The 19,489-nt window shown below is 68.7% G+C and carries 22 protein-coding genes and 2 tRNA genes; 13 read left to right on the plus strand and 11 right to left on the minus strand.

The window, feature by feature from the left end:
• Positions 1-44 precede the first annotated feature (44 nt).
• Positions 45-1,250: a ferrochelatase gene (locus QSU92_RS00335; RefSeq protein ID WP_422880399.1), complete on the minus strand. Its 1,206-nt coding sequence runs from the start codon at positions 1,248-1,250 to the stop codon at positions 45-47.
• A gap of 121 nt (positions 1,251-1,371) precedes the next feature.
• Between QSU92_RS00335 and pepN the strand changes: the two genes are divergently transcribed.
• The 4 genes from pepN (at position 1,372) to QSU92_RS00355 (ending at position 7,241) form a co-directional block, all read left to right on the plus strand.
• Positions 1,372-3,918 carry an aminopeptidase N gene (gene pepN / locus QSU92_RS00340; protein WP_289264054.1) on the plus strand — a complete coding sequence of 849 codons (2,547 nt, stop codon included), beginning with the start codon at positions 1,372-1,374 and terminating at the stop codon, positions 3,916-3,918.
• A gap of 64 nt (positions 3,919-3,982) precedes the next feature.
• Positions 3,983-5,167, plus strand: a complete 1,185-nt coding sequence (locus QSU92_RS00345; RefSeq protein ID WP_422880400.1) for a mechanosensitive ion channel family protein — start codon at positions 3,983-3,985, stop codon at positions 5,165-5,167.
• Positions 5,164-5,574: a globin gene (locus tag QSU92_RS00350; protein WP_289264055.1), complete on the plus strand. Its 411-nt coding sequence runs from the start codon at positions 5,164-5,166 to the stop codon at positions 5,572-5,574. Before QSU92_RS00345 ends, QSU92_RS00350 begins: the two co-directional genes overlap by 4 nt.
• Positions 5,574-7,241, plus strand: a complete 1,668-nt coding sequence (locus QSU92_RS00355) for an FAD-binding dehydrogenase (RefSeq protein ID WP_289265961.1) — start codon at positions 5,574-5,576, stop codon at positions 7,239-7,241. Before QSU92_RS00350 ends, QSU92_RS00355 begins: the two co-directional genes overlap by 1 nt.
• An 18-nt stretch (positions 7,242-7,259) precedes the next feature.
• On the opposite strand, the gene QSU92_RS00360 is transcribed toward QSU92_RS00355, so the two are convergent.
• Positions 7,260-7,937: a DUF8185 domain-containing protein gene (locus QSU92_RS00360; protein WP_289264056.1), complete on the minus strand. Its 678-nt coding sequence runs from the start codon at positions 7,935-7,937 to the stop codon at positions 7,260-7,262.
• 144 nt (positions 7,938-8,081) lie between these two features.
• Here QSU92_RS00360 and QSU92_RS00365 point away from each other — a divergent pair, with 144 nt between their 5' ends.
• On the plus strand, positions 8,082-8,933 hold the full coding sequence (locus tag QSU92_RS00365; protein WP_289265962.1) for an acyl-CoA thioesterase: 852 nt from the start codon (positions 8,082-8,084) through the stop codon (positions 8,931-8,933).
• A 19-nt stretch (positions 8,934-8,952) separates the two neighbouring features.
• Here the strand turns inward: QSU92_RS00365 and QSU92_RS00370 are convergent, their stop codons facing one another.
• The 4 genes from QSU92_RS00370 to ssb all read right to left on the minus strand — a co-directional run bounded on the left by QSU92_RS00370 (position 8,953) and on the right by ssb (position 12,371).
• Complete coding sequence (locus tag QSU92_RS00370) at positions 8,953-9,450, minus strand: acyl-CoA thioesterase (protein WP_289265963.1); 498 nt, start codon at positions 9,448-9,450, stop codon at positions 8,953-8,955.
• 19 nt (positions 9,451-9,469) lie between these two features.
• On the minus strand, positions 9,470-11,149 hold the full coding sequence (gene ettA, locus QSU92_RS00375; protein WP_289264057.1) for an energy-dependent translational throttle protein EttA: 1,680 nt from the start codon (positions 11,147-11,149) through the stop codon (positions 9,470-9,472).
• A gap of 101 nt (positions 11,150-11,250) precedes the next feature.
• Positions 11,251-11,772, minus strand: coding sequence for a DUF6993 domain-containing protein (locus QSU92_RS00380; protein WP_289264058.1), 522 nt, complete (start codon positions 11,770-11,772; stop codon positions 11,251-11,253).
• Positions 11,773-11,816: 44 nt separating this feature from the next.
• Positions 11,817-12,371: a single-stranded DNA-binding protein gene (gene ssb, locus QSU92_RS00385; RefSeq protein ID WP_289264059.1), complete on the minus strand. Its 555-nt coding sequence runs from the start codon at positions 12,369-12,371 to the stop codon at positions 11,817-11,819.
• A 202-nt stretch (positions 12,372-12,573) separates the two neighbouring features.
• On the opposite strand from ssb, the gene QSU92_RS00390 reads away from it, so the two are divergent.
• Positions 12,574-12,834, plus strand: coding sequence for a hypothetical protein (locus QSU92_RS00390; RefSeq protein WP_289264060.1), 261 nt, complete (start codon positions 12,574-12,576; stop codon positions 12,832-12,834).
• Positions 12,835-12,839: 5 nt separating this feature from the next.
• Here QSU92_RS00390 and yczR read toward each other — a convergent pair whose 3' ends face one another.
• Entirely contained in the window at positions 12,840-14,264 is a 1,425-nt protein-coding gene (gene yczR / locus QSU92_RS00395; protein ID WP_289264061.1) for a MocR-like transcription factor YczR, read from the minus strand.
• A gap of 61 nt (positions 14,265-14,325) precedes the next feature.
• On the opposite strand from yczR, the gene yczE reads away from it, so the two are divergent.
• Positions 14,326-14,943 carry a membrane protein YczE gene (yczE, locus tag QSU92_RS00400; protein WP_289264062.1) on the plus strand — a complete coding sequence of 206 codons (618 nt, stop codon included), beginning with the start codon at positions 14,326-14,328 and terminating at the stop codon, positions 14,941-14,943.
• 20 nt (positions 14,944-14,963) lie between these two features.
• On the opposite strand, the gene QSU92_RS00405 is transcribed toward yczE, so the two are convergent.
• Positions 14,964-15,176, minus strand: coding sequence for a methyltransferase (locus tag QSU92_RS00405; protein WP_289264063.1), 213 nt, complete (start codon positions 15,174-15,176; stop codon positions 14,964-14,966).
• A 108-nt stretch (positions 15,177-15,284) separates the two neighbouring features.
• On the opposite strand from QSU92_RS00405, the gene QSU92_RS00410 reads away from it, so the two are divergent.
• The 6 genes from QSU92_RS00410 (at position 15,285) to QSU92_RS00435 (ending at position 17,328) form a co-directional block, all read left to right on the plus strand.
• Positions 15,285-15,357, plus strand: a tRNA-Arg gene (locus QSU92_RS00410).
• 52 nt (positions 15,358-15,409) lie between these two features.
• Positions 15,410-16,036, plus strand: a complete 627-nt coding sequence (gene orn, locus QSU92_RS00415) for an oligoribonuclease (RefSeq protein WP_289264064.1) — start codon at positions 15,410-15,412, stop codon at positions 16,034-16,036.
• A gap of 37 nt (positions 16,037-16,073) precedes the next feature.
• Positions 16,074-16,149, plus strand: a tRNA-His gene (locus QSU92_RS00420).
• 35 nt (positions 16,150-16,184) lie between these two features.
• Complete coding sequence (locus QSU92_RS00425; protein ID WP_289264065.1) at positions 16,185-16,535, plus strand: metallopeptidase family protein; 351 nt, start codon at positions 16,185-16,187, stop codon at positions 16,533-16,535.
• An 8-nt stretch (positions 16,536-16,543) separates the two neighbouring features.
• Positions 16,544-16,831 carry an ATP-dependent Clp protease adapter ClpS gene (gene clpS / locus QSU92_RS00430; protein ID WP_422880401.1) on the plus strand — a complete coding sequence of 96 codons (288 nt, stop codon included), beginning with the start codon at positions 16,544-16,546 and terminating at the stop codon, positions 16,829-16,831.
• The gene (locus tag QSU92_RS00435; RefSeq protein WP_289264067.1) at positions 16,828-17,328 is read left to right on the plus strand and encodes a DUF2017 family protein; all 501 of its coding nucleotides are present in this window, start codon (positions 16,828-16,830) and stop codon (positions 17,326-17,328) included. The genes clpS and QSU92_RS00435 overlap by 4 nt, the downstream gene beginning before the upstream one ends.
• 3 nt (positions 17,329-17,331) lie before the next feature.
• Here QSU92_RS00435 and QSU92_RS00440 read toward each other — a convergent pair whose 3' ends face one another.
• From QSU92_RS00440 to dinB, 3 genes are read right to left on the minus strand one after another with little or no spacing between them, the layout of a single operon-like run.
• Positions 17,332-17,925: a nucleoside/nucleotide kinase family protein gene (locus tag QSU92_RS00440; RefSeq protein WP_289264068.1), complete on the minus strand. Its 594-nt coding sequence runs from the start codon at positions 17,923-17,925 to the stop codon at positions 17,332-17,334.
• On the minus strand, positions 17,900-18,220 hold the full coding sequence (locus QSU92_RS00445; RefSeq protein ID WP_124293385.1) for a hypothetical protein: 321 nt from the start codon (positions 18,218-18,220) through the stop codon (positions 17,900-17,902). Before QSU92_RS00445 ends, QSU92_RS00440 begins: the two co-directional genes overlap by 26 nt.
• 25 nt (positions 18,221-18,245) lie before the next feature.
• The gene (dinB, locus tag QSU92_RS00450; protein WP_289264072.1) at positions 18,246-19,484 is read right to left on the minus strand and encodes a DNA polymerase IV; all 1,239 of its coding nucleotides are present in this window, start codon (positions 19,482-19,484) and stop codon (positions 18,246-18,248) included.
• Between the last annotated feature and the right edge of the window lie 5 nt (positions 19,485-19,489).

Consider the following 19,489-nt stretch of genomic DNA (forward strand, 5'->3'; position numbering starts at 1 on the left):
GGCGGGATCGGGCGTCGGGATCCGACGGGGACGGCGGCGCCAGGTCAGGGCGCGATGCCCGAGACCGCAGGCTTGAAGCCGGCTCGGACGTTCTCGCAGCACCCCGGGCGACACACGTCGAACCAGGGCCCGAGATCGGTCCGATGCGGCCGGTCAGCTGCGGGCATGCCCGTCAGTCGCTCCTCGATGAGGTCGACGAGCCCGCGCACGTACGCCGGATCGATGCCCGGTGTCTGCGTCCGCACCGCGCGGAGCCCCGCCTCCTCGGCGGCTTCCATCGCTTCGGTGTCGAGGTCCCACATGACCTCCATGTGGTCGCTGACGAACCCGAGCGGGACGATCACCACCGCCTGCGCTCCGGCGTCGGGGAGCCCTTCGATGACGTCGACGACGTCCGGCTCGAGCCAGGGCTGGGTCGGCGGGCCCGACCGCGACTGGTACACGAGCTGCCAGGGGACCTCTGCCGCCGCCGGGATCTCGGCAGCGATATCGGCCATCACGACCTCGGCGACCGCGAGGTGCTGTGCTTCGTAGGCGCCTCCCGGACCGAAATCACGGTCTCGGGGGCCTGAACGCTCGGCATCGGCGGTGGGGATGCTGTGCGTGGAGAACAGCACCCGGATTCGCGACGGGTCGATCCCGTCCTCGAGCAGCTGCGAGACGGCCCTGTGCACTCCATCGACGAACGGCCGGACGAACCCGGGGTGGTCGAAGAACTGGCGCACCTTGTCGATGGTCACGGTGTCACCCAGGCCCGTCTCCTCGAGTGCCCGGGCGAAGTCCTCGCGGTACTGCCGGCAGCTGGAGAAGGAGCTGTACGCGCTGGTCGCAAGTCCGAGGAGGGTCGTGTGCCCGGCGTCTGCCGCCTGACAAACCGCCTCGTCGAGGTAGGGTGCCCAGTTCCGGTTGCCCCAGTACACCGGCAGGTCGATGCCCCGCGAGGCGAGCTCTGCTTCGAGGGCGGCCTTCAGTGCGCGATTCTGGGCGTTGATCGGACTGACACCGCCGAAGTGGCGGTAGTGGTGAGCGACTTCCTCGAGACGCTCGTCGGGGATGCCGCGACCGCGCGTGACGTTGCGCAGGAACGGGATGACGTCGTCCTGCCCCTCGGGGCCGCCGAAGCCGGCGAGCAGCACGGCGTCGTAGGCCACGGGTGTCTCGACGTGCGGCGATCCCGAGGCGGCGGCCGGGGAGGCGAACAGAACCGTGGGCGTGTCGGAGGCGGCATCCTGGGGGGCGAGATCGGTCACCCTGCCATCCTCGCACCGCGCGACGGCACTGGCGCCGGGCGTAGGCTGGTGCAGTTGTCAGCGGTGCCGGTGCCACAGGGCCGCGCCGTTTCGCTACCCCCACAACCCCGGGAGAACAGCCGTGCCAGGAGAGAACCTCACCCGCCTCGAGGCGCAGGAGCGTCGTGCCGCCGTCGACACCGACTCCTACGAGGTCGACCTCGACCTCACGCGGGGTGCCGAGATCTTCGGTTCCCGCACCGTCGTCCGCTTCCGCGGGCAGTCGGGGAGCTCGACCTTCATCGACCTCATCGCGCGCGAGGTCCGTGAGATCACCCTCAACGGCCGCTCGATCGATCCCGCCACGGCATTCGCCGACTCGCGCATCGCGCTGGATGCTCTCGCCGAGCACAACGAACTGGTCATCGACGCCGATTGCGCCTACACCAACACCGGTGAGGGTCTGCACCGCTTCGTCGATCCTGTCGACGGCGAGGTCTACCTGTACTCCCAGTTCGAGGTTCCCGACTCTCGCCGCATGTTCGCCGTCTTCGAGCAGCCCGACCTCAAAGCCACCTTCCGATTCACGGTGACTGCTCCCGAGACCTGGGAGGTCGTCTCCAACTCGCCCACCCCCGAACCGGCCCGTCACGACGACGGGACAGCGACCTGGGAGTTCGAGCCGACACCTCGCATCTCCTCGTACATCACCGCTCTCATCGCCGGACCCTACGAGAAGACCTTCTCCGAGCTCACCAGTTCATCGGGTCGGGTCATCCCGCTCGGCGTCTACGCCCGCAAGAGCCTGTGGAACCACCTCGACGCCGACTACGTCTTTGACAAGACGCGACAGGGCTTCGCCTACTTCGAGGAGAAGTTCGACTACCCCTACCCGTTCGCCAAGTACGACCAGCTCTTCGTTCCGGAGTTCAACGCCGGCGCCATGGAGAACGCGGGCGCGGTGACCTTCACCGAGACCTACGTGTTCCGCAGCAAGGTGACCGACGCCGTCCGCGAGCGCCGTGTGGTCACGATCCTCCACGAGCTCGCACACATGTGGTTCGGCGACCTCGTCACGATGAAGTGGTGGAACGACCTCTGGCTGAACGAATCGTTCGCCGAGTGGGCCTCCACGATCGCCACCGCCGAGGCGACCGAATGGACAGAGGCCTGGACGACCTTCAACGCCATGGAGAAGACCTGGGCGTACCGGCAGGATCAGCTCCCCTCCACCCACCCGGTCGTCGCCGAGATCAACGACCTCGAGGACGTCCAGGTCAATTTCGACGGCATCACCTATGCCAAGGGCGGATCGGTTCTCAAGCAGCTCGCCGCATGGGTCGGTATCGAGGCGTTCTTCGCCGGGGTGGCGGCCTACTTCACGAAGCACGAATGGTCCAACACCGAGCTGTCGGATCTTCTGACCGAGCTCGAGGCGACGAGCGGTCGGGAGCTGACCACCTGGTCGAAGAAGTGGCTCGAGACCGCCGGGGTGAACACCCTCTCCCCCGTCATCGACGAATCCCCCGACGGCACGATCCGTCGATTCGCGATCATCCAGACCGCCCCGGCGGACTACCCCACGATCCGCCCGCACCGTCTCGGCGTCGGCTTCTACTCCCTCCGGGGCGACGACCTGGTGCGCACCCACGCGGTGGAGCTGGACGTCGACGGCGACCGCACCGAGGTGCCGGAACTGGCGGGCATCGTCCGCCCTGACCTGGTGCTGCTCAACGACGGAGACCTCGCCTACGCGAAGATCCGGTTGGACGAGCGTTCCCTCCAGACCGCCATCGACCACCTCTCGAAGATCTCCGATCCGCTGGCGCGATCGCTGGTGTGGGGCGCGGCGTGGGACCAGACTCGGGATGCCGAGGCCTCAGCCACCGACTACGTCGATCTCGTCCTGCGCAACATCGCCTCCGAGACCGAGTCGACCACAGTGCGCACGACCCTGGCGCAGCTGCTGCTGGCCGCGACGTCGTACGTCGCGCCAGAGAAGCGCGACGACACCCGTCGCCGGGTCGCCGGACACCTGTGGGCTCTGGCGCAGAATGCCGCGGCCGGCAGCGACAGCCAGCTGCAGTTCGTCACCTCCTTCGCGGCGGCGGCCTGTACCGACGAGCAGTGGGCGGCGGTGAAGACCCTCCGCGAGGGCGACGTCGTGCTCGACGGTCTGCAGATCGACACCGACCTCTCCTGGCAGCTTCTGGTCTCCCTCGCCGCCGGCGGGGTCGCCTCCGTCGGCGACATCGAGACCGCCCTGGCCGCGGACAACACCGCCAAGGGCGGCGAGTTCGCCGCCCAAGCCCGCGCCGCCCTGCCCTTCCCCGAGGCCAAGCGTGCCGCGTGGGCGTCATTGATCGACCGTGACGACCTTCCCAACACGGTCGTGCGGTCCGCCTCCCTCGGATTCGTCAACCCCGCCGGCCGCGACCTCCTCACCGATTACGTGCAGCCCTACTTCGAGATGCTGCTGCCGGTCTGGGAGTCGCGCACCTACAAGATCGCGGAGTACCTGATCTCGGGGCTCTACCCGGCGCCGCTGGCAGACGCCGCCCTTCGCGACGCCACCCGCGCGTGGCTCGCCGACCACGCGGACGCCCCGGCCGCTCTTCGCCGACTGGTGCAGGAGAACCTCGCCGGCGTCGAGCGGGCATTGGCTGTCCAGGAGCGCGACGCGCAGTAAGCAGCATCCCTGACGACGCGGCCCCCAGGAGATCCTGGCGGCCGCGTCGTTAGGATCTGGGACGATGACCTTCACCGCTGTCTCCGAGAACGACGCATCCGTCGAAGAGCCTCCCGCCCTTCCTGCGCCCTGGGACGCGATCGTCCCCGTCCTCCAGGAGGTCGGGTGGCGCGCCCTCCAGGTCGCGATCATCGTCGTGGCCGCGCTGCTCATCGCCATCATCCTCCGCGCCGTCATCCGCAGGGTCGTCGATCGCATCGTCTCGGGGGCGAAGAACCGCGCCCGCGTCGATGACACGCAGGCGCTGGAGCGCTCTCCCGTCGCTCAGGTGCGCGTCGTCCAGCGGACCCGCACGCTGGGGTCCATCCTGCAGAACATCGTCGGGGTCACGATCATCATCGTGGCACTGCTGCTCATCGTCTCGGTCATCAACCCGGACATCCTCGGGTCGCTCACCCTCCTCACCGCCGCCATCGGCGCAGGCCTGGGCTTCGGCGCCCAGAACATCGTCAAAGATGTCCTCAACGGCATCTTCATCGTCGCCGAGGATCAGGTGGGGATCGGCGACGTCGTGGATGTGGGGCTCGCCACCGGCATCGTGGAGTACGTCAGCGTGCGAGTCACACACGTACGCGACGTCAACGGCACCCTGTGGTACGTCCGCAACGGCGAGATCACCCGCATCGGCAACCTGTCGCAGGGATGGTCGCGGATCATCGTCGACGTCGGGGTTCCCGTCGACTCCGACGTCGACGAGGTCGAGCATGCTCTGCAGGATGCCGCGGCGGGCCTCGCGAAGGACCCGAAGTGGCGCTCGCGGATCGTCGACCGTCCGGAGGTCTGGGGGTTGGAGGCCGTCACCGGCGAAACCCTGGTCCTGCGCGTGGTGATCCGAACCCGGGCCCACTCGAAGGACGATGTCGCCAAGGAGCCTGCGTGTGCGCGTGAAGCGGGCGACCGACGACCTGGGACTGGCCGCCACCATCTCCTCGGTGCGGCTCGAGGGCCACGACGGCGCACACCGCGTACGCGGCGCGAATCCGCCCAAGACGAAGCCCACCCCGGTGCCGATCGCGACGGAGCGGCCTGTCTGGCGCCCGAAGCTGCGCCCCCGCCGGTCGCGGGAGAACCCGCCGCCGCCGGGCACGACACCGCGCCCCGACCCCACGACCGGCCCCGATGCGGACGCGTAGATTGGAGGTCGGCGCCGCGGAGGGCGCCGCCCGCGGAAGGAGTGCCGAGCCGGTGAGTGACGCCGAGACATCGCCACGGTCGTTCTACGACGAGGTGGGCGGTCATCCCACCTTCGTCCGACTCGTAGACGTCTTCTATCGCGAGGTGGCCGCCGACGAGGTCCTGCGGCCGATGTACCCGGAGGAGGACCTCGGGCCGGCCAAGGAGCGCCTGACGTTGTTCCTCGAGCAGTACTGGGGCGGCCCGCCGACATACAGTCAGCAGCGTGGCCACCCGCGCCTGAGGATGCGGCACTCCCCGTTCCACGTCAACCCGGACGCGCGGGACCGGTGGCTGCGCCACATGCGGACCGCCGTCGACGAGCTCCGCCTGCCTCCCCTGCACGAGGAGACGCTCTGGGACTACCTCCACCGGGCAGCCTTCGCGATGGTGAACACCTTCGAACAGACTCGGGGGTCGTGATGGCAGCGGCGTCGACGATCCAGACCGATGTCCTGGTGATCGGGTGGGGCCTGGCGGGCCTGGTCGCCACCGCCGAGGCGGTCACCGCCGGAAAGCACGTGATCCTGCTGGACCAGGAGCCGCGCACCAATGTCGGCGGTCAGGCCTGGTGGTCCTTCGGCGGGCTCTTCCTGGTCGACACCCCCGAGCAGCGGCGGATGGGAGTGCGGGACTCCCTCGCCCTTGCCGAACAGGACTGGTGGGGAACCGCCGGCTTCGACAGACCCGAAGACCTGTGGCCGAGGCGCTGGGCACAGGCCTACCTCGACTTCGCCGCGGGCGAGAAGCGCGCGTGGTTGCGCGGCAAAGGGATGTCTTTCTTCCCGGTGGTCGGCTGGGCCGAACGCGGCGGGTACGGCGCGACCGGCCCCGGCAATTCGGTTCCGCGCTTCCACATCACGTGGGGCACGGGGCCCGGCGTCGTGGCGCCCTTCCTCCGAGACGTCGAACGCGCGGAGTCGGAGGGTCGGGTGACGATCCTGCCCCGCCACCGGGTCACGGGGCTCATCGCCCGCGAGGGAGGGATTTGTGGGGCGGAGGGCGAGATACTCGCACCCTCAGGCGCGGCTCGCGGGCGCCTGAGTTCGCGCGAGGTGGTCGGCGACTTCCAGATCACAGCCGGTGCAACCATCGTCTCGTCGGGAGGGATCGGCGGCAACCACGATCTCGTCCGTCAGGCGTGGCCGGATCGCCTGGGCGCCCCGCCGCAGCGGATGCTCGCAGGCGTCCCCGCCTACGTCGACGGTTCGATGATGCACACAGCCACCGCCGCGGGTGCGCGCGTGATCAATCGCGATCGGATGTGGCACTACGTCGAGGGACTTCACAACGTCGAGCCGGTCTGGCCGGGCCACGGGATCCGCATCCTGCCCGGGCCCTCGTCGCTGTGGCTGGACGCCCGCGGAACCCGCCTTCCCGTGCCCCTCTACCCCGGATTCGACACCCTGGGGACGCTCGCCCACCTGCGCCGGACAGGATTCGACCATTCCTGGTTCGTGCTCTCGTCCCGCATCGTGGAGAAGGAGTTCACACTGTCGGGAAGCGAGCAGAATCCCGACCTGACCGGCAAGGACCTCCCGCTTCTGATCCGATCGCGTCTGGGCAAGGGTGCCGCCGGGCCGGTGAAGGCGTTCCTCGATCGCGGTGAGGACTTCGTGGTACGCGACACCCTCGACGATCTGATCGCAGGCATGCAGGCCCTTCCCGGCGGCGATGTCCTGGATGGCGCACAGGTGCGGCGCGAGGTCGAAGCCCGCGACCGCGAGGTCGAGAACGCCTTCACCAAGGACGCGCAGATCGCATTGCTGCGCTCCGCTCGCGCATTCCGCGGTGACCGGCTTATCCGCACCGCCGCACCGCACCGACTCCTCGACCCCAAGGCCGGTCCCCTCATCGCGGTGCGTCTCGGTATCGTCACGCGGAAGACCCTCGGTGGGATCGAGACGGATCTGGATGGACGCGCCCTGGGCGAGCACGGTGCCGCCGTGCCGGGCCTGTTCGCCGCGGGCGAGGCGAGCGGCTTCGGCGGGGGCGGCGTCCACGGATACCGGGCGCTCGAGGGAACCTTCCTGGGCGGATGCCTCTTCAGCGGCCGGGCGGCGGGACGGGGCGCCGCCGCCGCAGTGTAAGGGAAGGCGCTCAGCCGTTCAGCCGTCTGCGCGCCCAGTGGGCCGGACAGCGGTGAGTCCTTCGCGAGGTGGGCGACGCACGAGCACATGCCCGCGCCGAAGGCTCAGACGCGTCCAGGACGGTGCCGTGAAGAGGCGAACCGTCTCCTCGCCTCCGATGAAGCCCAGGCCGAACGCGGCGAAGGCGACGCCGAGCGGCAGGTCGGCCAGTTCCTCCGCAGGGGCGCCCCAGACATCCGATCTGACCACGCGCACCACGTCGTCGCCGGCGTCCGCCGGAAGCTTGTTCGCAACCGCCGCCATCCCCCACTGCGCGCGGGACGCGAGTTCGGATGCCGCGATTTCCTCCCCGGGGACCCACCCGGTCTGAGGTGGCGAGATGCCTGCCCATGAAGGGGCGAGAGCCGTCTCCGGCAGAGCGAGGGCCGTGTCGTCGTCGGCGTCGGCTGTGAGTGCGGTCGCGTCCACGACGAGATCGCACTCCAGTTCCGGATCGGCGCGGACCGCACGCATTCCGAGGATCGTCGGCGTGCTGTCGAACAGTCCTCGCGGCGCCAGCACGGCCGCCCACATCGTCAAGGTTCCCGCCGACGAACGCAGGCGCACCGCGCCGTCGCCGAGTCGGGCGGCGCGTCCGGCGAAGGTCAGGGCATCGGCGGCGGCGTCGCGATCTGCGAGGAGGAGGCGCTCGGGCATCCGACCTAAACTACCAACGAACGGGCGCCGCGCCCGGACAGGAGGAACAGGCGCGTGACCGACCCCGCCCACCCGGCGCCCCCCGCCCACCCGGCTCAGCGCGATCCGGGACACCCCGTGTCAGACGCCGACCCCGTCGCCTCGATGCTCGCCGTGCTCGATCTGAAGGATTCGTCGGCTCGGACCACGGAGGACATCTTCACCGGGGTGTCGCAGCGGATGCCACTGGGCCGCGTGTACGGCGGCCAGGTGCTCGCGCAGTCGCTCGTCGCAGCAGAGCGCACGATCCCCGAGGTCCGAACGGTCCATTCGATGCACGGCTACTTCCTTCGTCCCGGCGACGCAGGTCAGGGCATCACCTTCTCGGTGGACCGCATCCACGACGGCAGATCCTTCTCCACGCGACGCACCCAGGCCTTCCAGTCGGGAGTGCCCATCTTCTCCGCGATCGCCTCCTTCCAGGATGACGATCCCGGCCTCGAGCACCAGGCGGCTCTTCCCGACGACCTTCCCGCACCGGAGGATCTGCCCGACATCGAGGAGCAGCTGACCGGGCTTCACCCGATGTCCAAGCGGCTGTTCACCGACCGACCCGTGGACGTGCGCCATGTGCCGTCGTCGATCTACCTGCGGGTGGAGGGCGAGAGGGTGCCGCGACAGGCGGTGTGGCTGCGCACCCGCCGCCCGCTGCCGGAAGCACCGGCACTGCACCGGGCCGTCCTCGCCTACGTCAGCGACCTCACCATCCAGGAGTCCATCCTGCGGGCTCATGGGGTCGCCTGGGCGACGCCCGGCCTGAAGGTGGCGAGCCTCGATCACGCGATGTGGTGGCATCGTCCGGCGCGGGTCGACGAGTGGCTGGTGTACGTCCAGGAGTCCCCGAGCGCCCGCGGCGGGAGGGGCCTGGCTCAAGGCAGGATCTTCACCCGCGAGGGTGTCCTCGTCGCGAGCGTTGCCCAGGAGGTCATGGTTCGGGTTCCGACCACGGAGGGATGACCTCGCCGCACGAAGTGGTCTAACGGCGGTGCGCGTAGATCAGCGGAGGGCCGACGTACGGTTCCCACGCCGCGCGCTCCTCAGCGCTCAGCCGGAGCGGTGCGCCGGAGCGGGCATCGACTTTGACCACGACCGTGGTCGCGCGGGCATACACCGTCTGGGTTCCGTCCGGCGCGGCGCTCTCGCGAGGGCTGCACACCTCGTAGCAGACCTCGATGCTCGAGCCGCCCAGCCGGCCGAACCACATCTGGACATCCAGGGGGTGGCGCTGGTACGGCACGGGCGTCAGATACTCGATCTCCTGGCGGGCGATGAGCGTGAGGATGCCGGCGGAGATGCCGGAGGACAGCACCGCGGTGTCGGGGGCGGTCTCACCGGCGTCGGGAAGCCAGAAGGCGCGAACGCGCGCCTCTTCGAGAAGCTTCAGCATCGCCGTGTTGTTGACATGGTTGAAGGCATCGAGATCGCCCCAGCGCAGGGGAATGGGGATGTGCAGCCGACGCCCGAGCGGTGTCATCTCAGTCGCGACGACAGGGTCAGTCACGGGTGAGCTTGCGGTAGGCGGAGCGGTGCGGGGTGGCCGCGTCGGGTCCGAGCCGTTCGATCTTGTTCTGCTCGTAGGCATCGAAGTTGCCCTCGAACCAGTACCACTTGTCCGGGTGTTCGTCGGTGCCCTCGTAGGCGAGGATGTGGGTGGCGATCCGGTCGAGGAACCACCGGTCGTGCGTGATCACCACGGCGCAACCGGGGAACTCGAGCAGAGCGTTCTCCAGCGACTGGAGCGTCTCGACATCGAGGTCGTTGGTCGGCTCGTCGAGGAGGAGGAGGTTGCCGCCCTCCTTGAGCGTCAGTGCGAGGTTCAATCGGTTCCGCTCGCCTCCGGAGAGCACACCGGCCTTCTTCTGCTGGTCGGGCCCCTTGAACCCGAACTTCGACACGTACGCGCGGGAGGGGATCTCGGTCTTTCCCACGGTGATGATGTCCAGGCCGTCTGAGACGACCTCCCACAGCGTCTTCTCCGGATCGATGTTGCCGCGGGACTGGTCGACGTAGCTGATCTTCACCGTCTCGCCGATCTTCAAAGTCCCGCCATCGAGCGGCTCCAGTCCGACGATCGTCTTGAAGAGGGTCGTCTTGCCGACGCCGTTGGGACCGATCACGCCGACGATGCCGTTGGGCGGAAGGCTGAAACCCAGTCCGTCGATGAGCGACCGGTCCCCGAACCGCTTCTGCAGGTTCTTCGCCTCGATCACGATGCCGCCCAGGCGCGGTCCCGGCGGAATCTGGATCTCCTCGAAGTCGAGCTTCCGGGTGCGATCGGCCTCCGCGGCCATCTCCTCGTAGCGAGCGAGACGGGCCTTGGACTTGGCCTGACGGCCCTTGGCGTTCGACCGGACCCACTCGAGCTCCTCCTTGAGGCGCTTGGCGAGCTTGGCGTCCTTCTTGCCCTGGACCTCCAGTCGCTCGCCCTTCTTCTCGAGATAGGTCGAGTAGTTGCCCTCGTACCCGATGAGCCGGCCGCGGTCGACCTCGGCGATCCACTCGGCGACATTGTCGAGGAAGTAACGATCGTGGGTGATGGCGATGACGGCGCCGGGATACTTCTGAAGGTGCTGCTCCAGCCAGAGCACGCTCTCGGCGTCGAGGTGGTTGGTCGGCTCGTCCAGCAGCAGGAGATCAGGCTTCTGCAGCAGAAGCTTCGTCAGCGCCACACGACGCTTCTCACCACCCGACAGAGGCGCGATCGCGGCGTCTCCGGGCGGAGTCCGAAGCGCATCCATGGCTTGCTCGAGCTGGGAGTCGAGGTCCCAGGCATCAGCGGCATCGATCTCCTCCTGGAGCGTGCCCATCTCGGCCAGGAGAGCGTCGAAGTCGGCGTCGGGATCGGCCATCAGTGCGGAGATCTCGTTGAACCGATCGAGCTTGCCCTTGATGGCGATTCCGTCCTGGATGTTCTCCAGCACGGTCTTGGACTCGTCCAGCTCGGGCTCCTGCATGAGGATCCCGACCGAGAATCCAGGGCTGAGCTTGGCCTCGCCGTTCGAGGGGGTGTCCAGACCCGCCATGATCTTCAGGATCGTGGACTTCCCCGCTCCGTTGGGACCGACCATTCCGATCTTCGCCCCGGGGAGGAAGGCCATCGTCACGTCGTCGAGAATCAGCTTGTCGCCGACCGCCTTGCGAGCTCGGACCATCGAATAGATGTATTCAGCCATACCGTTCGCAGCTTCCCTTCGCGTCCCGACTCCAGCGTCCCAGCCTAGCCGGTCGGTCATCCCGCCCCTCGATCACTCGACGCCGGGGGTCGGCCGGCCACTCACCAATCGATCGGGCGCGTCTCGCCCAACAGGCAGGCTCCGTCCGGGAGCGCCCCGACCACGGTCGCAACCGGCTCGCCGGTCGCGTCACCGACCTGACCGATCAGGCACTGCTCCCCCCATCGAACCGACACCTGGATGCTCTCAGCGGGGTTGCCGACGGTGGACGTGTCGGCGGTGATCTGCATCGCGCTCTTGTCGAAACCGCCGGCCACCAGCGCGTCGACGTACGCTCGGCCGGCGCCGCGGCCGTCGCCGTTCCACACCGATCGGATGATCTGCGCGAAGAACGCGAGGTTGTCCTCCGCCGACCCCTCGGGGACCAACGCCGGGCCGACCGGGGTGGGTTCAGCCGATGGCGTCGGTTCCGCAGCGGACTGCGTCGGGGTGGGAGGGGGCGTCGGAGTCGGCGCGCACCCCGTCAGCAGGAGCATGATGGCCCCGCCGAGAAGTACCGCGTGGGCCCGCGGGGATCGAAGGGGGCTACGGCGGGCGTGGTGGTCCGGTTTCCGCAGAGGCACCCGCCGAGTCTACGTCGTGGCGACATCGCCTCCCCGAGCCGACGTCAGAAGGGCCTCTCTCCGGCGACCGACAGAACCGAGGCGGGGGAATCCGCGTCGGCGGCGTCGCTCTCGGCCGAGCCCTCGCCGGATCCGGGGACGCTCGTGGCCCACCCATCGGTCGGGGGCTCTGCCGTCGTCTCGGCCGGAACACCGGGTGCGGCCCATCCCTCCGCCGAGGCCGCGTCGCCCGCGGGTCGGGACGCCGTGGAGCGGGTGAAGCGCGACGTGCCGAATTTCAAGTCGTGGCCGATCGCATCCGCCTCGAGCTCCACCGTCGTTCCCCGGCGGGTTCCGTTGTCCCACTCGCGCACCTTCAGCCTCCCGGTGACGATGACGCGGTCGCCGCGGCTGAGCGAGAGCACGGCGTGCTCGGCCAGTTGTCGGAAAAGCTGAACGGTGTAGTAGCTGGTCTCGCCGTCCACCCACTGACCCGTCGCCCTGTCCAGGCGCCGGTGCGACGTGGCCAGACGGAAGGAGGTCACGGGCACTCCTTCCAGGATCTTCTTGTGCTCGGGGATCGTGGCGATGTTGCCGGTGAGGGTGATCGTGTCGGTCATGATGCTCCTTGGTCGTGCGGATGTTCGGTTGTGCCGGTGCTCGGGTGCCCGGCGAGCACCGGCACCGCTCCATCGTCGCGTCGACGACCTCGCACGCGATGCCCGGCCACGCGATCGGTGGAGAACTGATGATCAGCCACACCTGTGCAGGAGACGACGGCGATGTCGGAGGCCGCACCTATCTTCGACAGCGGAGGTAGCCATGACCACTCTCACCGACCCCACGTTCCCCCCCACCGCCTCGACCTCGCGCCACGGGTTACGTCTCGTCGACGCCGGCGCGCGCATGTGGCGGGTCGTCGATCGTGCCGGACGCATCGTGGGGCACGTTCGAACATCGCCGGACGCGGAGGCGCGGCAATTCCACGCACTGCGCTACTCGGCACGGTTGACACGCTTCTTCGAGCTGGGACGGTTCTGGACCCTCGATGACGCGGTGTCGTGCCTCCACTACGCCAGATGACGGGCTCAGACCATGACCTCTTCGCGCAGCAGAGTCGGCGGCGCGGCGCGAGAGACGGTCGACCACGATTCAACCAGGATGTCGGCCGCATGAACGAGCGTCTCCGGGGCTGCGGTGAAGGGCACCCGGAGGTACCTGTCGTGACCCCCGTCGACCGAGAACCGGGGCCCCGACGTCAGCAACAGTCCGCGGTGGCGGGCATCCATGACCAGCGCCGCGCTGAGGGGCGCATCCATCTCGATCCAGAGGGAGACCCCGCCCTGCGGTCGGGGGACACTCCAGCGGGGCAACCGCTCACGCAGAGCGGCGATGACCACATCACGCCCGTCCCGCAACATATGCCGGCGCTGGGTGATCACCTCATCGAAGCGATCCAGCACAGCTGTCGCGATGACCTGCTCCAGCTCGGGGGTTCCGAGATCCTGCGCGCTGCGCAGCGCCACGAGACGACGGATCAACTCCGGTGCCGCGCGGATCCACCCGACTCGGAGCCCGCCCCACACGGTCTTGCCGAGCGAACCGATGCGGATCACCAGTCCGGGATCGATCCGGTCGAATCCGCGGTCGAGAGGTCCTCGGTCGATGTCCAGATCCCCCGTGGTCTCGTCGAGGATCAACGTGGTCCCCGCGCGCTCGGCCCCGCGCGCCAGGGCGTTGCGTTCTGCCGTGCTCATCGAGCGACCCGTCGGGTTGTGGAAGTCGGGCATCACGTACGCCACCACGGGCAGCGTCCGCTGCGAGACCTGTTCGGCTCGTTCGATGTCCCATCCCTCTCGGACGGTGACGGGAACCGCGGTCAGGCGCGCCCCCGCCTGTCGCAGCGCTTCAGCCGCATGCGGGTAAGTGGGCGTCTCGATGAGCACGCGGTCGCCGCGTGAGATGAGAGCGCGGGCGAGGAGGTGGATCGCGCTCTGCGCACCGGTGGTGATCAGGATCTCATCCGGCGAGGTCTCAAGGCCACGCGCAGTGTACTGCTCCGCCACGTGACGCCGAAGCTCGTGACGCCCCACGATGTCGTAGCCGGTCCGGGCGACGATCGTGGGCGCGTCGCCCACCGTTTCGGCGATGAGACCGGCCAGTCCCGGCCATGCGGCCGGACTCGCCTGCTGGAGGTCGATGTCATCGCGGTGCACGTCGGAGGTGATGCCCGGGTCCCTCCTGACGAGAGGGAGGGTGACACTGCCCGATCCGCGCACACTCTGGATGTGACCGGTGTCGCGCAGGCTTCGGTAGGCAGCGGCGACCGTGCTGCGGCTCAACCCCAGAGCCCCGGCCAATTCCCGCTCAGCCGGCAGAGACGTCCGCGGCGCCAGGCGATTGTCCAGGCACAGGAGCCGGATGCCGTCGGCGAGTGCTTCGTAGGTGGGCTCTCGTGTGCGCCACCCACCCAGGGCGCGGGAGAGCGAGCGCGCGGAGATGCGGGAGTCCATCCATCCACTTTAGGTCGATTGGCATGCCGACCGCAGTCCAATGGGCTGGTGGAATGACAGCGTGACGAATCGCGTGATCCGGCTCTTCGCCGGCCTCGTCCTCTACGGCGTCGGCTGCGCCCTCACGATCGAGGCGGGTCTCGGTGTCGACCCGTGGACCGTGTTCGCTGAGGGGCTCTCGCGCCAGTCCGGTCTCGGGATCGGGTGGGTGACCAATCTCGTCGGCCTCGGCGTGCTCCTGCTGTGGATCCCGCTGCGCCAGCGACCGGGGGTCGGGACCATCGCCAACATCCTGCTCGTCGGCACCAGCATGCAGGTCGCCCTCGGACTCATACCGCCTGCGCCGGAACATGTCGCGGCGCAGGCAGGCCTGCTCGTCGGCGGCATCCTCACCGTGGCGGTCGGGTGCGGCCTCTACATCGGCGCCCGCTTCGGGCCAGGGCCTCGCGATGGTCTCATGACGGGTATGCACGCGCGGTACGGCTGGCCCATCTGGGCGTGTCGCGGCGGCGTGGAACTCACCGTCCTGCTGATCGGCTGGCTGCTGGGCGGCACGGTGGGCATCGGCACGGTGGTCTTCGCCGTGGCGATCGGACCGCTCGTCCACATCACCCTGCCCATGTTCGACACCGGGCCCCGGCTGCGCGCGAGGCGCGAACAGGTGTCCACCCGCGCGTAGACGGTCGGGGTCGTCGAGACTCAATGCTCCTCGAACGTCGGCCAGGCGCTCCCCGGCCGCATCCGAGCGTGCAGGGCGTTCTTTGCGACGTCCATGGTCGGGTAGGTGCCGGCAGTCTCCTCCGCCCCCGCCATCGTCACGGTGTAGCCCTCACCGGACTTGCGGATGGTTCCCACGACCCCGCCCGTTCCATAGGCCACCCAGAGCGTCGAGTGCGTGTCGGTTGCGCTCATCGTCGAACTCCTTCCGATCCTTCGACGCTACGCCTCCCCCGGCCCCGCCGCCAGATGCCGGGCGTTGATTCCCGCCCCTCTCCCCCTGCCGCTACCCTTGTGAGGCGACCCCCAGTAGCTCAGTGGATAGAGCAGCGGCCTTCTAATCCGCCGGTCGCACGTTCGAATCGTGCCTGGGGGACCGACCGACCGCGAATCGGAGCGAGGTCTGCGCCCGTCGTTAGGATGGGCCCATGGTGGGTGCTTCCGAGAATGACCGGCTCGTGTGGATCGACTGCGAGATGACCGGGCTCGACCTTGCTGTCGACGAGCTGGTCGAGATCGCCATCGTGGTCACGGACTTCGAGCTGCGGCCGTTGGACCCCGGATTCCACGTCGTCATCAAGCCGGACGCCTCCGCGATGGAGAACATGAGCGATTTCGTGCGCACCATGCACGAGACCTCCGGCCTTCTGGAGGAGATCCCCGGCGGTGTGACGGTCGCCGACGCCGAGTTCCAGGCATTGGAGTACATCCAGCGCTTCGCCCCCCAGGAGGGCAAAGCGCCCCTGGCCGGGAACACCATCGGGACGGACAGGATGTTCCTGGCCAAGTACATGCCGCGGGTCGATCGATGGCTGCACTATCGCAACGTCGACGTCTCCAGCATCAAGGAGCTTTCGCGTCGCTGGTACCCTCGCGCCTACATCCACGCACCGGCGAAGAACGGTGGCCACCGCGCGCTCGCCGACATCCGCGAGTCCATCACCGAGTTGGCCTACTATCGCCAGGCGGTCTTCGTCCCCGAACCCGGACCGACCAGCGACGGAGCCCGTGCGGCTGCAGCATCCGTGGTGTCCGCGTTCTCCCCCGGCGTGTGAGAGAATCGTTGGGTTGTCCCGCCGTTGCGGGGCCACGGTGGCTGTAGCTCAGTCGGTAGAGCACCTGGTTGTGGTCCAGGGGGCCGCGGGTTCAAGTCCCGTCAGCCACCCCAATCTCGCAGGCCCGCGCGGCCCGTATCGTGGAGTCATGCTCGAGATGGATGCGGACGCTTTCGAGCGTCTCGTGATCGAAGAGCTCGACCTCCTGCCCGATGACATGGTCGATGGTCTCGACAACGTCGTCTTCGTGGTCGAGGATCAGCCCGAGGATCCCGCGCAGGATCTGTTCGGCCTGTACGAGGGCTGGGCGCTGACCGAGCGTGATCGGTACGGCATGGGAGAACTCCCCGACCGCATCGTGCTGTATCGCCGACCCCACCTCGCGGCGTGCGCCGACGAGCAGGCCCTGCGACATGAGGTGCACACGACGCTCGTCCATGAGATCGCGCACTTCTACGGTATCGATGACGAGAAGCTGCACGAGCTCGGGTGGGCATGATGGCGTCGATGACGCAAACCGAGGAGTTCCTCGATCAGATGAGCGAGGAGACGACGAGCGGGCGGTGGCAGACGGTCGTCTGGAATGATCCTGTCAACCTCATGAGCTACGTCACCCACGTCTTCCGAGAGTATTTCGGCTTCCCCGCCGGCACCGCCGAACGCCTCATGCTGGCCGTCCATCACGACGGCCATGCCGTCGTGGCCGAAGGCGCGCGGGAGCAGATGGAATTGCACACGCAGGCGATGCACGACTACGGCCTGTGGGCCACCGTACGAAGGGCTCCCGCCACGTGAACACCGTCCCTCTCCTCCTTCAGATCACCCGCCTGGAGGCGACTCACCTCGGCGACCTCATCGATCAGTTCGCAGAACTCCTCACTGACGACGCGAGCGATGACCCCGCCGTGCTTCGGCTCGTCCCCGATGCGTACACCGACGACCCGGAGGCGGCACGGGAGTTCCGCGACGTCACGGAACGAGATCTGCTTCGTCGTCGTCGTCGAGACGCGCAGCTCGTGCGCACCAGCCTGTCTCCTGCGGCGACACTGTCATCCGTCGCCACGGCCGGAGCCGAGGGCCGGGAAGAGGTCGACCTGGTCCTGGACCCCGACACCGTCCAGGCGTGGCTGCGCACCCTCGCGGCGGTGAGACTCGTCATCGCGTCCCGGCTCGGCATCACCGACGAGGATCAGCACGACGACGATCCGCGATTCGGCGTATACGACTGGCTGGGATATCGCCTCGAGGGCCTCATCCGGGCCATCGAAGCCGCGGGGACCGCCGATCGCTGACCCTCAGGGGATCGCGAACACGTGCGTGGCCAGCTGGGCCGGCCCGTCCTCGACCAGATGCCGCTCCTCCTGGCGCGCCCACCGGTCCCAGTGCGGCCGGTAGGTGTCACCGTCGCGCGTGAGAGCGCGATCTCGGCGAGCACGCGCCGGGGACTCCAACCAGATGCGGATGTCACCGAGCGGCGCGGTTCCCGCGGTCAGGAGTCCTGATCCTTCGATGATGAGCGGAAGCGACGGATCGACGGCGTGTGCCTCGGCGTACTTTCCCCGCTCCCAGTCCCAGCGCTGCCAGACGCCGATCAGACCGCGGGCGTGCGGCCGGAGTATCGCCTCCTGCGCCGTGCGCACCCCCTCCGCCAGTCCGTCCCAACCGGGATAGATCGCATCGAGCGCGACCGATTGGACCCGACCGCGAAGGGGCCAGGCCGCGATGAGCTCTCGCGCGAGCGAGGTCTTCCCCGCGCCGCTGCGTCCGTCGATCAGGATGACCGGGTTGGCTGCAGCGACGAAGGCGACGGCGTCGCGCGTATGCTCGACCGCCGCCCTCAGCGCCCGCGCGACCGGGTCGGACTCACTTCTTGAGCGCGCGGATGACACGGCTGAGCGCGCGACCGGCCACCCAGACGAAGGGGATCCCGACCGCCAGGAGCGATACGACGTTCGGCTCGAACCGCAGATCGTCGCCGCGACGGATGTAGGCACCGAGCGGAATCGCATACCCGCCGCCCCCGCCGCCGCCGTTGCCCGCCTCGTCGGATCCACCGCCGAAGGCGGTCCAGGTCAGGGCGACCGGCACCAGGCGGACGCCGTCGACGTCCTGCTGCTCGCCGTAGACGGATGTGACGCCGAAGTCCGCGGACTGCTTGCCGAGGTCGAGTGCGATGTTTGGCATGCCCCCACGCTACTCGGCGCCACCGTCATTGCCCAGCCTTGCCCCGGTCCTTGACCTGGGCGCCGAGAAGTGTCGCACGAGTGATGCTTCCGCGGCCGAACTTCGCGGCAGCACCGTCGAGGACGCCCTCGACCCGTCGCCAATCCTCGTCGTCGTCCCACAGCGTCGACGCGGCGAGGGCGGAGGGGCGGAGCTTCTCCGCCCGGACGCCGACCAGACGGATCGGAAGGCGACGATCGAGAGCATCGAACAGGTCGATGGCGGCTGCTCCGATCCGCTGGCCCACCGCCGTCGGCTCCGGCAGGGACTGCGCACGCGTCACCGTGCTGAAGTCGGCGAAGCGCACTTTGATCGACACGGTCGCGGCTTCCCAGCCGGATTCCCGCAGACGCGCACCGACCCGGTCCGCGAGGCGGCGCAGCTCGACCCTCAGCACGCCGGGGTCGTCGATGTCGTCGACGAAGGTCTCCTCGTGTCCGACGCTCTTCTCGACCCGTGTGGTCTCGACCTCACGCGGATCGACCCCACGGGCCAGCTGGCGAACCCGCGCACCGAGCGCGGCACCGAGGACGCGATCGATCACCGCCGGAGGGGAGTCGATGATGTCGGCGACCGTGCGGATACCCCGCGCCGTCAGCGCCTCGGTGGCCTTGGGACCGACCCCCCACAGTTCACTCACTCTGCGACCTGCGAGAAACCGCGCCGTCGCAGCCTCGGGAACGATGAGGAGGCCGTCCGGTTTGCTCAGTGTGGAGGCCATCTTCGCCACGTGCTTGGTCGCTGCCGCTCCCACGGAGCAGGGAAGCCCGACCTCGTCGCGCACGCGGGAACGCAGGAGGCGCGCGACATCCCCCGGGCTCCCCCACAGTCGTCGCACCCCGCGCACATCGAGGAAGGCTTCGTCGATGGACAGCGGCTCCACCAGCGGGGTGATCTCGCGGAAGAGCGCCATGACCTGAGCCGAAAGCTCCGAATATCGCGGGAACCGCGGTGGGACCACCACCGCTGCCGGGCACAGTCGGAGCGCCTGCGAGACCGGCATGGCCGACCGCACGCCGAACCGCCGCGCTTCGTAGGACGCGCTGGAGACGACGGAGCGGCTCTCGGGCGCCCCGATGATCAGCGGCTTGCCGCGCAGGGCCGGGTCATCCAGCACCTCGACGGAGGCGTAGAACGCATCCATATCGACGTGGAGGATGCCGGCTCCCGCGTCATCTGCACCCTCCGGCGAGACGAGCCGGCCGCTGCCGTCACCGCGACCCATGCGTC

Origin of the sequence: Microbacterium sp. ET2 (genome assembly GCF_030347395.1) — a bacterium.
Classification (GTDB): Bacteria; Actinomycetota; Actinomycetes; order Actinomycetales; family Microbacteriaceae; genus Microbacterium; species Microbacterium albipurpureum.

What these genes read in the sequence shown, in the direction of transcription:
- QSU92_RS00345 (WP_422880400.1), top strand. Translation starts at nt 3,983, where the DNA reads ATGACCTTCACCGCTGTCTCCGAGAACGACGCATCCGTCGAAGAGCCT.
- QSU92_RS00355 (WP_289265961.1), top strand. Translation starts at nt 5,574, where the DNA reads ATGGCAGCGGCGTCGACGATCCAGACCGATGTCCTGGTGATCGGGTGG.
- QSU92_RS00360 (WP_289264056.1), bottom strand. Translation starts at nt 7,937, where the DNA reads ATGCCCGAGCGCCTCCTCCTCGCAGATCGCGACGCCGCCGCCGATGCC.
- QSU92_RS00365 (WP_289265962.1), top strand. Translation starts at nt 8,082, where the DNA reads ATGCTCGCCGTGCTCGATCTGAAGGATTCGTCGGCTCGGACCACGGAG.
- QSU92_RS00370 (WP_289265963.1), bottom strand. Translation starts at nt 9,450, where the DNA reads ATGACACCGCTCGGGCGTCGGCTGCACATCCCCATTCCCCTGCGCTGG.
- ettA (WP_289264057.1), bottom strand. Translation starts at nt 11,149, where the DNA reads ATGGCTGAATACATCTATTCGATGGTCCGAGCTCGCAAGGCGGTCGGC.
- ssb (WP_289264059.1), bottom strand. Translation starts at nt 12,371, where the DNA reads ATGACCGACACGATCACCCTCACCGGCAACATCGCCACGATCCCCGAG.
- QSU92_RS00390 (WP_289264060.1), top strand. Translation starts at nt 12,574, where the DNA reads ATGACCACTCTCACCGACCCCACGTTCCCCCCCACCGCCTCGACCTCG.
- yczR (WP_289264061.1), bottom strand. Translation starts at nt 14,264, where the DNA reads ATGGACTCCCGCATCTCCGCGCGCTCGCTCTCCCGCGCCCTGGGTGGG.
- QSU92_RS00405 (WP_289264063.1), bottom strand. Translation starts at nt 15,176, where the DNA reads ATGAGCGCAACCGACACGCACTCGACGCTCTGGGTGGCCTATGGAACG.
- orn (WP_289264064.1), top strand. Translation starts at nt 15,410, where the DNA reads ATGGTGGGTGCTTCCGAGAATGACCGGCTCGTGTGGATCGACTGCGAG.
- QSU92_RS00425 (WP_289264065.1), top strand. Translation starts at nt 16,185, where the DNA reads ATGCTCGAGATGGATGCGGACGCTTTCGAGCGTCTCGTGATCGAAGAG.
- clpS (WP_422880401.1), top strand. Translation starts at nt 16,544, where the DNA reads ATGACGCAAACCGAGGAGTTCCTCGATCAGATGAGCGAGGAGACGACG.
- QSU92_RS00445 (WP_124293385.1), bottom strand. Translation starts at nt 18,220, where the DNA reads ATGCCAAACATCGCACTCGACCTCGGCAAGCAGTCCGCGGACTTCGGC.
- dinB (WP_289264072.1), bottom strand. Translation starts at nt 19,484, where the DNA reads ATGGGTCGCGGTGACGGCAGCGGCCGGCTCGTCTCGCCGGAGGGTGCA.